This is a genomic window from Streptomyces sp. NPDC058464, from assembly GCF_042721035.1.
Lineage (GTDB): Bacteria > Actinomycetota > Actinomycetes > Streptomycetales > Streptomycetaceae > Streptomyces.
The window spans coordinates 9,757-20,762 of sequence record NZ_JBHXMA010000084.1 but is presented as its reverse complement, the minus strand read 5'-3'; the positions used below and the strand labels follow the sequence as shown (position 1 = coordinate 20,762).

10 protein-coding genes are annotated in these 11,006 nt (G+C 71.9%); 5 read left to right on the top strand and 5 right to left on the bottom strand.

What is annotated here, in order from left to right:
- Nucleotides 1-75: 75 nt before the first annotated feature.
- Nucleotides 76-1,809 carry a lysine--tRNA ligase gene (lysS, locus tag ACFWPQ_RS50395; protein WP_384051662.1) on the bottom strand — a complete coding sequence of 578 codons (1,734 nt, stop codon included), beginning with the start codon at nt 1,807-1,809 and terminating at the stop codon, nt 76-78.
- 324 nt (nt 1,810-2,133) lie between these two features.
- On the opposite strand from lysS, the gene argS reads away from it, so the two are divergent.
- Complete coding sequence (gene argS / locus ACFWPQ_RS50390) at nt 2,134-3,891, top strand: arginine--tRNA ligase (RefSeq protein ID WP_384051660.1); 1,758 nt, start codon at nt 2,134-2,136, stop codon at nt 3,889-3,891.
- 46 nt (nt 3,892-3,937) lie between these two features.
- Nucleotides 3,938-4,711 carry a DUF4253 domain-containing protein gene (locus ACFWPQ_RS50385; protein WP_384051657.1) on the top strand — a complete coding sequence of 258 codons (774 nt, stop codon included), beginning with the start codon at nt 3,938-3,940 and terminating at the stop codon, nt 4,709-4,711.
- Between the two features lie 90 nt (nt 4,712-4,801).
- Here the strand turns inward: ACFWPQ_RS50385 and ACFWPQ_RS50380 are convergent, their stop codons facing one another.
- The 4 genes from ACFWPQ_RS50380 to ACFWPQ_RS50365 all read right to left on the bottom strand — a co-directional run bounded on the left by ACFWPQ_RS50380 (nt 4,802) and on the right by ACFWPQ_RS50365 (nt 9,031).
- On the bottom strand, nt 4,802-5,995 hold the full coding sequence (locus ACFWPQ_RS50380) for a PLP-dependent aminotransferase family protein (RefSeq protein ID WP_384051654.1): 1,194 nt from the start codon (nt 5,993-5,995) through the stop codon (nt 4,802-4,804).
- 552 nt (nt 5,996-6,547) lie between these two features.
- Nucleotides 6,548-7,450: an SAM-dependent methyltransferase gene (locus ACFWPQ_RS50375; protein WP_384051651.1), complete on the bottom strand. Its 903-nt coding sequence runs from the start codon at nt 7,448-7,450 to the stop codon at nt 6,548-6,550.
- A gap of 124 nt (nt 7,451-7,574) precedes the next feature.
- The gene (hemB, locus tag ACFWPQ_RS50370) at nt 7,575-8,567 is read right to left on the bottom strand and encodes a porphobilinogen synthase (RefSeq protein ID WP_361306394.1); all 993 of its coding nucleotides are present in this window, start codon (nt 8,565-8,567) and stop codon (nt 7,575-7,577) included.
- Nucleotides 8,568-8,665: 98 nt separating this feature from the next.
- Nucleotides 8,666-9,031: a hypothetical protein gene (locus ACFWPQ_RS50365; RefSeq protein WP_384051648.1), complete on the bottom strand. Its 366-nt coding sequence runs from the start codon at nt 9,029-9,031 to the stop codon at nt 8,666-8,668.
- Between the two features lie 162 nt (nt 9,032-9,193).
- On the opposite strand from ACFWPQ_RS50365, the gene ACFWPQ_RS50360 reads away from it, so the two are divergent.
- From ACFWPQ_RS50360 to ACFWPQ_RS50350, 3 genes are all read left to right on the top strand, one after another.
- Entirely contained in the window at nt 9,194-9,544 is a 351-nt protein-coding gene (locus tag ACFWPQ_RS50360; protein ID WP_384051645.1) for a hypothetical protein, read from the top strand.
- On the top strand, nt 9,541-10,353 hold the full coding sequence (locus tag ACFWPQ_RS50355; RefSeq protein ID WP_384051643.1) for a hypothetical protein: 813 nt from the start codon (nt 9,541-9,543) through the stop codon (nt 10,351-10,353). Before ACFWPQ_RS50360 ends, ACFWPQ_RS50355 begins: the two co-directional genes overlap by 4 nt.
- 62 nt (nt 10,354-10,415) lie before the next feature.
- Complete coding sequence (locus ACFWPQ_RS50350) at nt 10,416-10,787, top strand: roadblock/LC7 domain-containing protein (protein ID WP_384051640.1); 372 nt, start codon at nt 10,416-10,418, stop codon at nt 10,785-10,787.
- The last annotated feature ends 219 nt before the right edge of the window (nt 10,788-11,006 follow it).

Genomic DNA, 11,006 nt, shown 5'->3' with positions numbered 1-11,006 from the left:
GCGCCCCCCCCCCACCAACACCGCCCGGGCCCCCGCTGGGTCCCCGCGGCCCCCTTCTCCGTGTCTGTCGGTCTGCTACTCGCCGAGCAGCAGCCGCACCCGCTCCTGCCCCACGGCGAGAAGCAGGGTGGGCAGCCGGGGTCCGGTGTCCCGGCCCACCAGCAGGTGGTACAGGAGCGCGAAGAACGCCCGCTGGGCCGTCTTGATCTCGGCCGGCAGTTCCTTGGGCGTCGCGTCGGCGGAGAACCCGGCCTGGACCTTGGGCACGCCGTAGACGAGGTGGGTGAGCCCGTCAAGGGACCAGTGTTCGGCGAGCCCGTCGAGCAGCAGTCGTACGGACTGCTGGGACGCCTCGTCGAGGGACTTCAGCAGCTCGGCGTCCGGCTCGTCCCGCACGATGGTCCGCTGGTCGGCCGGGACCTGCGTGTTGATCCAGGCCTCGGCCTTGTCGTACCGCGGCCGGGCCTCGTCCACCGAGCCCAGCGGGTTCGCCGGGTCCAGCTCGCTGAGGATGCGCAGCGCCTGGTCCTCGTGCCCGGCGGTGATGTCGGCGACGGAGGCCAGCGTGCGGTACGGCAGCGGCTTCGGCGTCCGCGGCAGCTCGCCGCCGGCCGTACGGACGGCACGCGCGTGCGCGGCGATGTCGCCGGGCAGCGCGGACCCCTCCGCCACCTTCCCGTCCAGCTTGTCCCACTCGTCGTAGAGCCGCTGGATCTCCTGGTCGAAGGCGATCTTGAAGGACTGGTTGGGCCTGCGCCGGGCGTAGAGCCAGCGCAGGATCTGCGGCTCCATGATCTTCAGCGCGTCGGCCGGGGTGGGCACCCCGCCCCGCGAGGACGACATCTTCGCCATCCCGCTGATGCCCACGAAGGCGTACATGGGCCCGATGGGCTGCTTGCCCCCGAAGATCCCGACGATCTGCCCGCCCACCTGGAAGCTGGACCCCGGCGACGAGTGATCGACACCGCTCGGCTCGAAGACGACCCCCTCGTAGGCCCACCGCATCGGCCAGTCGACCTTCCAGACCAGCTTGCCCCGGTTGAACTCGCTCAGCCGGACGGTCTCGGAGAACGCGCACTCGTTGCAGGTGTACGTCAGCCCGGTGGTGTCGTCGTCGTACGCGGTGACGGTCGTCAGATCCTTGCCGCAGCCGCCGCAATACGGCTTGTACGGGAAGTACCCGGCGGAGCCGGAGGACCCGTCGTCCTCGCTCGCCGCGCCCGAGCCCTCCTCGGCCTCCAGCTCGGCCTCGTCGACGGCCTTCTGCTGCTGCTTCTTCGCGGGGGCCTTCTTCGTCCGGTACTGGTCGAGGATCGCGTCGATGTCACCGCGGTGCTTCATGGCGTGCAGGATCTGCTCGCGGTACACGCCCGAGGTGTACTGCGCGGTCTGGCTGATCCCGTCGAACTCCACACCCAGCTCGGCCAGCGACTCGACCATCGCGGCCTTGAAGTGCTCGGCCCAGTTCGGGTACGGGGAGCCCTGCGGGGCGGGCACCGAGGTGAGCGGCCTGCCGATGTGCTCGGCCCAGGACTCGTCGACGCCGGCGATGCCGGCGGGCACCTTGCGGTAGCGGTCGTAGTCGTCCCACGAGATCAGGTGCCGGACCTGGTGGCCGCGCCGCCGGACCTCGTCTGCGACCAGGTGCGGGGTCATGACCTCGCGCAGGTTGCCGAGGTGGATGGGCCCCGACGGCGAGAGCCCGGACGCGACGACGACCGGTTTGCCCGGGGCCCGACGCTCCGACTCCTCGATGACCTCATCCGCGAAACGGGAGACCCAGTCGGTGGTCTCGGTGCTCTGAGCCACGTCGGCACGTCCTTCTTTCTGGCAACGGGCAGCCGGTACGGTCGCACGGCTGACCGCTCCATTCTCCCAGCCGAGCTCGAATCCACGAAAACGGGTTTGGCAGGCGCCCACGAGGCACCCCTGATCGGCGGCGCAGCCGCCGTTCTGGGGGCGCGGGACCGTATCGATTTGCGGCTCCGCCGCGCGGGCGCGACCAGCCCCCACGGCGCCGCACCCGGCCACCCCACCGGCCGCCCCCACACTCGTAGCCGCGAAAACCCCTTTACCCCCCGTGAAATACTGGAGCCGTCTACCTGAACCCCCGAGGAGAACGGCTCCCACCCCATGGCCCCGGTCACGCCCCTCAGCGCCTCCGTCAACCAGCAGCTCACCGACGCCCTCTCGGCAACCTTGCCGGAGGCCTCCGTCGACCCGCTGCTGCGACGCAGCGACCGGGCCGACTACCAGGCGAACGGCATCCTCGCCGCCGCCAAGAAGGCCAAGGCCAACCCGCGGGAGCTGGCGACGCAGGTCGTCTCGAACATCACCACAGGCGCGGCCCTGATCCAGGACGTCGAGGTCTCCGGACCCGGCTTCCTCAACATCACCCTCTCCGACCGGGCGATCACCGAGAACCTGTCCGCGCGGTACGCGGACGGCGACCGGCTCGGCGTGGCCGCCAAGGCGAACCCGGGCATCACGGTCATCGACTACGCCCAGCCCAACGTCGCCAAGGAGATGCACGTCGGCCACCTGCGCTCCGCGGTGATCGGCGACGCCCTGCGCGGCATGCTCGACTTCACCGGCGAGACGACGATCGGCCGGCACCACATCGGCGACTGGGGCACCCAGTTCGGCATGCTCATCCAGTACCTGATCGAGAACCCGGACCAGCTGTCCGCGGAGACCGACACGGACGGCGAGCAGGCCATGTCGAACCTGAACCGGGTCTACAAGGCGTCCCGGGCGGTCTTCGACGCGGACGAGGCGTTCAAGGAGCGGGCCCGGAAGAGGGTCGTGGACCTCCAGTCCGGCGACAAGGAGACCCTGGAGCTCTGGCAGCGGTTCGTGGACGAGTCGAAGGTCTACTTCTACTCGGTCTTCGAGAAGCTGGACATGGAGATCCGGGACGACGAGATCGTCGGCGAGTCGGCGTACAACGACGGCATGCCGGAGACCGCCCGCCTCCTGGAGGAGAGCGGCGTCGCGGTGCGCTCCGAGGGCGCGCTCGTGGTCTTCTTCGACGACATCCGGGGCAAGGACGACCAGCCGGTCCCGCTGATCGTGCAGAAGGCGGACGGCGGCTTCGGCTACGCGGCCTCCGACCTGACCGCGATCCGCAACCGGGTCACCGACCTGCACGCCACCTCGCTCCTCTACGTCGTGGATGTCCGTCAGTCCCTCCACTTCAAGATGGTCTTCGAGACGGCACGGCGGGCCGGCTGGCTCACCGACGACGTCACCGCGCACAACATGGGCTACGGCACCGTGCTGGGCGCGGACGGCAAGCCGTTCAAGACGCGTGCGGGTGAGACGGTACGGCTGGAGGACCTGCTGGACGAGGCGGTGCAGCGGGCCGCCGAGGTCGTCCGGGAGAAGGCCCAGGACCTCACGGAGGAGGAGATCCAGGAGCGGGCCGCGCAGGTCGGCATCGGCGCCGTGAAGTACGCGGACCTGTCGACGTCGCCGAACCGGGACTACAAGTTCGACCTGGACCAGATGGTCTCGCTGAACGGCGACACGTCCGTCTACCTCCAGTACGCGTACGCCCGTATCCAGTCGATCCTCCGCAAGGCGGGAGAGGTCCGGCCGGCCGCCCACCCGGAGCTGGAACTGCACGCGGCGGAGCGGGCGCTGGGCCTGCACCTGGACGCCTTCGGCGACACCGTCTTCGAGGCGGCGGCGGAGTACGCCCCGCACAAGCTGGCCGCGTACCTGTACCAACTGGCGTCCCTGTACACGTCGTTCTACGACAAGTGCCCGGTCCTGAAGGCGGACACCCTCGCCCAGGTGGAGAACCGCCTCCTCCTGTGCGACCTCACGGCCCGCACCCTCCACCAGGGCATGGCCCTCCTCGGGATCCGGACGCCCGAGCGCCTCTGACCGGTCGCCGACGGCGTTGTCAGTGGCGCCCCTTACAGTCACTGCCATGGCGACTCTTCCCAACCCGCTGCCCAAGCTGGCGACCGACCCCAGCGGTCGGTCCCTGGGGCTCCAACTCCCGCCCGGGACGCTGCTCGACGACACGCTCGACGGCCCGTGGCACCAGCCGTTGCTGTGGTACGCCGGGCAGCCCGCCGGGCCCGGGACCTGGTCCGCGCTGGGCGTGCCGGCCGCCCGTGCGGGGCTGCTCCCGGTGCTCATCGACGTCTCCGAGGTCGATGACTGGGACTTCGCCCCCGGGGAGACGTCGTATCCGGGGGACCACGACGCCGACGAGGTGCTGGAGGACTACTGGGAGGAGGACCCGCCGGACGGCGAGGAGTTCCCGGGGCTGGCCGCCGCGCCGGCCCTGGTCGCCGACCCGGACTCGCGGGCCGCGGACGTCGCGGACGCGCTCAGCCAGGGGCGGCCCTGGCTGAAGGAGCCGCACCTGGCGCTGGTGTCCGCCCGGCGGAGCGCCGACATACCGGCGGCCATCGGCTGGAGCGGCCCGGTGAACTACGAGGAGGACACGGGCCGGCTGTGCGCGGTGCTGCGCTCCTGGGAGGACCGGTTCGGCATACGCGTGGTGGCCCTGGGCCTCGACCACCTCGCGCTCTCCGTCGCCGCCCCGCCCGCCGACCTCGACGAGGCGGAGGCGGTCGCCGCCGAGCACTTCGCGTTCTGCCCGTACAGCGTGCTGCCCGGCGCCGACGACACCCTGTCGTCGTACGCCGAGCAGCTGGTCGGCGAGCGGCTGTGGCACTTCTGGTGGGACTGAGCGCCCCGTAGGGGCGCGGGGAACTGCGCGACCGGCCACGACGGCGCCGCAGTCGGCAGACGGCCTGTCGCGGCACTCTCGGCGGAGCGCTCAGCCGCCCAGGCCCTTGGCCAGCCTCCGCAACCCCTCCCCGATCTCCTCCGGTGTCTGCGTCACGAAGCACAGGCGCAGGGTGGACCGGTCGGGGTCGGCGGCGTGGAAGGGCTCGCCGGGGACGTAGGCCACGTTCTGTTCCACCACCTGGCGGAGCAGGGCGGTGGTGTCGTACTGCTCCGGGAGCCTGGCCCAGAGGAACATGCCGCCCGCGGGCCGGTTCCAGGTGGAGCCGGCCGGGAGGGCGGCGGGCAGGCCCGCGAGCATGGCGTCGCGGCGTTCGCCGTAGACCGCGCGCACCTTGGCGACATGGGCGTCCAGCACGTCCAGGTAGCGGGCGGCGGCGAGCTGGTTGAGGGTCGGGGTGTGCAGGTCGGCCGCCTGCTTGGCCACCGCGCAGGCGCGGCGCAGGCCCGCCGGGGCGCGGAGCCAGCCGAGCCGCAGGCCGGGGGCCATGACCTTGGAGAAGGAGCCGAGCAGGACCACCCGGTCCGCGGCGCCGGGGAAGGACGCGATCCACGGGACGTGGTCGCCGTCGTAGCGCAGTTCGCCGTAGGGGTCGTCCTCCACCATCCACAGGCCGTGGCGGGCGGCGGCCGTGGCGAGGGCGGCGCGGCGAGCGGCGGGCATGGTGCGGCCGGTGGGGTTCTGGAAGGTGGGGACGAGGTAGAGGAGTTTGGGCCGCTCGGCGCGGATCAGCTCCTCCAGGGCGGCGGGGTCCACGCCGTCCTCGTCGCCGGGGACGGGCAGCACGCGCGCCCCGGCCAGTCCGAAGACCTGAAGGGCCGCCAGATAGCAGGGGCTTTCGACGAGGATGGTGTCCCCGGGGTCGATCAGGGCGCTCGCGAGGAGGGAGAGCGCCTGCTGGGAGCCGGTGGTGACGAGGAGGTCGTCGGCCTCGGTGGGCAGGCCCCGCGCGGAGATGCGCTCGGCCAGTCGCTGCCGCAGGGCCGGTTCGCCCTCGGTCGTCGAGTACTGCAGCGCCCGCTCCGGGGCCTCCTCGAGGACCGCCCGGAAGGCGGCGGCGATGCCGTCGCGGTCGAACAGTTCGGGGGCCGGCAGCCCGCCCGCGAAGTTGATCACCTCGGGGCGGGCGGTCACCGCGAGGATCTCCCGTACGGGTGACCCGCCGACGGCGCGGGCACGGGCCGCGAGCGGGGGCAGCGGGGCGGGGGCAGGGGTGAGGGTCATGGACGGCTCCTTGGGCTGATCCTCGTCTTGGCGGGAGCGTAGAGAGGTACGTGCCGCTTACACCCGTAATTCCGCGATCCGGACGGGCGGGGTGCGGGCGGGTCTGGGCCGTCCCGTACCGCCGTCCCGTGGGATGGGATACGCGCAGGTCACAGAGGTGGACCGGGAACGGGCGTCCCGAATCCCCGGTCAGCAGTGGCGGTCCGGGCGGGCCGGCCCACAGGCTGAGGGAACGTCAACCCCGCCGCCACGTCTCACCTTCGCTGCCACCGCATGTGCCACTGCATGCGCCACCGTCACCGGCATCACGCCGGGATCGTGCCGAGATCGTCAAGGGAGCCCTCGTATGTCCGCCACGCACCGCCCCCCGGCCCCCGGCCGTCCCCACCCCCACCCTCACCGTCGCCGTCATAGTCGCCGTCGCCGGATTCTGGCGGCGGCCGCCCTCGCGCTGGTCGCCGCGACCGCACTCGGCGGGTGCCGGGACGGACAGGGCGTACGCGACGAGGGCCCCTCCGCCGCAGCCCGCCCGGGGCCCGCCGCCGACCCGGCTCAGGCCTTGGTGCCGACGCCCGCGTAGACGTTGATGTCGGCGTCGGTGACGTCGTTGATGTCGGCGTACCGGGACCGGTCGATGGCGTCGAGGGTGGCCAGCAGCTCGGGGTCCGGCTGCTCGGGGACGGGAGCCGCGTGGTCGGGGTGCCAGTGGTGGACCGGGACCACGCCCGGGTCGGCGAGGGCGAGGGAGTTCTCCGTGAAGAAGCGCTCGATCTCGGGCTTGGACCGCAGGACGAAGGTCAGGCCCCGCTCGGTGTACGACCGCTGGACGCCGCGGATCTTCTCGGCGTTGAGGTCCTCCGTGAGGTGGCTGACCACCAGCCGGCTGCCCGGGGGCAGCGCCTCGACGAGTTCGCGGACGACCGGGTGGGCGACGTCGTCCTCGATGAAGTGCAGGATCGCCACCAGGCACAGGGCGATCGGCTGGTCGAAGTCCAGGGTCTTCGCGGCCTGTTCGAGTATCTCGGCCGGGTTCTCGAAGTCGGCGTCGATGTAGTCGGTCCGGCCCTCGGGTCCGCTGGTGAGCAGGGCGCGGGCGTGGGCGAGGACGATCGGGTCGTTGTCGACGTACACGACCCGGGTGTCGGGGCTGATGCGCTGGGCTATCTGGTGGACGTTCTCCGCGGTGGGCAGCCCGGTGCCGATGTCGAGGAACTGGCCGATGCCGTCCTCCCGGGCCAGCCGGGTCACGGCCCGGCGCAGGAAGTCGCGGTTGTGCCGTACGTCGAGGTAGCCGCGCGGGTTGGTGGCGAGGGCGGCGGCCGCTGCGGTGCGGTCGGCGGGGTAGTTGTCCTTGCCGCCGAGGAAGACGTCGTAGACCCGCGCCGGGTGCGGCCTGGTGTTGTCGAACCTCTTTCTCAGCTCGGCGGGATCCTGGCTGAGGGCGTCACCGGACATGGGCGTCTCCCGGATGGTCGGCGAAGGGCGAGGACAGTCGAGAACGGTCAACAACCTAACGCCACCCGGGACTTGAAAGTGCCCCCGGCCGAATCTCACAGCCAGGGGCACCCGTTCCCGTCGCTCAGCCCAGCATCCGGGCGGCCTCCACCGCCCAGTAGGTGAGGATGTTCTGCGCGCCGGCCCGCTTGATGCCGGTCAGGGTCTCCAGGATCGCCCGGTCGCGGTCGATCCAGCCCTTCTCGGCGGCGGCCTCGACCATCGAGTACTCGCCGGAGATCTGGTAGGCGGCGACCGGCACGTCCACGGAGTCGGCGACCCGCGCGAGGATGTCGAGGTAGGGTCCGGCCGGCTTGACCATCACCATGTCGGCCCCCTCCTCCAGGTCGAGGGCCAGCTCGCGCAGGGACTCCCGCGCGTTGGCGGGGTCCTGCTGGTAGGTCTTGCGGTCGCCCTTCAGGGAGGACCCGACGGCCTCGCGGAAGGGGCCGAAGAAGGCGGAGGCGTACTTGACGGTGTACGCGAGGATCGCGACGTCCTCGCGCCCGATCTGGTCGAGCGCGTCGCGGACGACACCGATCTGCCCGTCCATCATCCCGCTGGGCCCGACGATGTGCGCCCCGGCGTCGGCCTGCACCTGGGCCATCTCGGCGTACCGCTCCAGGGTCGCGTCGTTGTCCACGCGCCCCTCGGCGTCGAGCACCCCGCAGTGGCCGTGATCGGTCGTCTCGTCGAGGCACAGGTCGGACATCACGAGCAGGTCGTCGCCGACCTCGGCCCGCACGTCCCGCAGCGCGACCTGGAGGATCCCGTCGGGGTCGGTGCCGGGGGTGCCGAGGGCGTCCTTCTTGCTCTCCTCCGGCACCCCGAACAGCATGATCCCGGAGATGCCCGCCTCGACTGCCTCGGCGGCCGCCTTCTTCAGGCTGTCCCGGGTGTGCTGGACGACGCCGGGCATGGCGCCGATCGGCACGGGTTCGCTCACGCCCTCACGGACGAACGCCGGGAGGATGAAGTCCGCGGGGTGCAGCCGGGTCTCGGCGACCATGCGCCGCATGACGGGGGTGGTCCGCAGCCGCCGGGGCCGCGTGCCGGGGAAGGAGCCGTACGTCGTCATGCCCTCTACGCTACGCCCGTCACAAGAGCGCGCTTACCGACTCGGCGTCGGCGCCCCGGCCCACGCGCGGCCGGGGCGTCGGGGCCTGCGGGGGGGGGTCAGACCTCCAGTTGGCTCTCCAGCTTCTTGAGGCTGTGCCGGGCCAGCGCGAGGTTGCTGCGGCCGCGGTCCAGGGCGAGGTAGAGGAAGAGCGAGCCGCCGGCCTTGGTCAGAGGGCGGATCAGGTGGTACTGGCCGCCGAGCGTGATCAGGATGTCCTCGATCTCGTCGTCGAGGCCGATGGACTTCAGCGTGCGCTGCTTGGCGCGGACCACCTCGGTGTTCCCGGCCGCCGCCAGCTCCAGGTCCAGGTGCGGTCCGCCGCCCAGCACGCCGAGCGACATGCCGCTTTCGTAGTCGACCAGGGCGACGCCGAGGGCCCCGTCGATGCTCATGGCTTCCTTGAGCGCTGTCTCGATGTTCACGCTGGTGCCCTCGATTTCCGTACGTGGGTCGACTCGGACGCAAGCGGTTCGGTGGAGGTTGCTTCCCGATCCCTCCGAGTCCGAATAAGTCTCATCTTTGGCCAGTGTTGCAACAGTTGGCAATAAAGTACTGTGCGAACGAGGGGTCAGGAGGGGGAACTCATGGCTTTGCTCGACACCGCGCTGAGCGCTGTCGGAAGGACGCCCGGCGTCACCGCCGCCGCCCTCCTGGACGGTGTGACGGGCCTTCGCTACGCCGAGTACGGCGATCCGGATCCGGCGCAGGACGCCCAGGAGATCGCCCACTTGGCGATCACCCACCTCAACCGGGCCGGGTTCGCGGGCGAGTTGGAGAGCATCGTCGTCACCACGGCCGCTCATCACCATGTCACGACACGTGTCAACCGGCAGGGCGATCCGCTCCTGCTGTTCGCCCTGGTGGACCGGGACCGTACGAACATCACGTGGGCGCTGCGCGACCTGGCCGAGCACACGGACCGTCTGCTCGCATGACCCAGGAGCCCCAGGAGACCCACGAGACACCGGCCGCCCGCAACGTCCCCGCTCAGCTGGCCGCCCTGCACGCGGACAGACGCTCCTGTGCCGTGCTGGTCTCCGGCAGCCCGGGCGGGGTCATCCACGTCCGCGACGGCATGGTCGTCGGCATGGAGACCCCCGGCGCCCCCGGCGTCGAGGTCCTGCTCCTGAAGTCGCACCGGATCGCCGAGGACGACTGGACGGCCGCCCGCGCCACCGGCACCGACCCGGCCCGGCTCGCCCTGGAACTGGTCGCGCGGGGACTGCTGGGCGCCACGGAGCTGGAGGTCATCGGCCGGGCGGCACTGTTCGACGCGGCCTTCGCCCTGGCGCTCACCAGCCCGGACGGCTGGGAGGTGACCGCACCCCGCCCCCTGCTCGACACGGGCACCGCGGTGCCGCCCGACCGCCTGCTCACCGAGAACACCCGCCGTATCCGCCTGCTGTCGAACGAACGCGGCGCCACCGCCCGCTTCGCCCGCGACCGCCTGGAACCGGCCCCGGCGGCCCGCGACCCGCGGCAGACCGACCGGCTCTCGCCCCGCCACCGGACCCTCCTGGCGGTCACCGACGGCCGCAGGACGCCCCGGGACATCGCGTTCGCCCTGGGCCGCGGCCTGTTCGCCGTCATGCTGGACCTCCGCGACCTCCTGGCCCTGGGCCTCCTCCAGCCCCCGCCCGCCACCCCCGCCGGCCGCCCCAGCACGGCCCCGCGCACCCCGCCCTCTCCCCCCACCGCAGCACCGCACCCCGCAGCGACCCCGCTCCCCCGCCGCAAGCGCTAGCAACCCCGGGGAGGCGGGTCGCCTCCGCACCACCCAGCACGACAGCACAGGAAGAGGCCACCGTGAACGATCCCGTGCAGGACATCCTCGTCTCGTTGCGCGACCGGGTGATGGGCGTCTCCGAGACCGTCCTGGCCACCGTCGACGGCCTCGTGGTGGCCGCCGACGCCGACAAGACCCACCCCGAGTCCATGGCCGCCCTGGCCTCGGCCACCCTCTCCCTCGGCCACCGCCTGGCCGACCAGGCCGACACCGGCACCCTCCGCCAGCTGACCGCCCAGTGCAGCGCGGGCCACGTCATCGTCACGGCAGTGGGCACCCGAGCCCTCCTGGCCGTCATCACCGACGAGGGCGTGGACGGCCTGGCCTTCGACCGGGAGATCCCCACAGTGATCGAGAACCTGAAAAAAATCCTCGCCAATGACACTGCCTAGCGAATGCCACCCCGTGAGGGGACGCGCCCCAAAGGGGCGCGGGGAACTGCGCGACAAGCCCCCACCGGCCCGCAGTGCTCCACCCTCACAGAAAAGGGGGCGGGGGGGGGGGGCCCCCACCCCCCGCACACCACACACACCGCCCGGTTTGGGTCGCCGCCCCCCCCCCCCCCCCCCCCCCCCCCACCGCCCCGGCAACGGCTCCCCCGCCGCCCACGC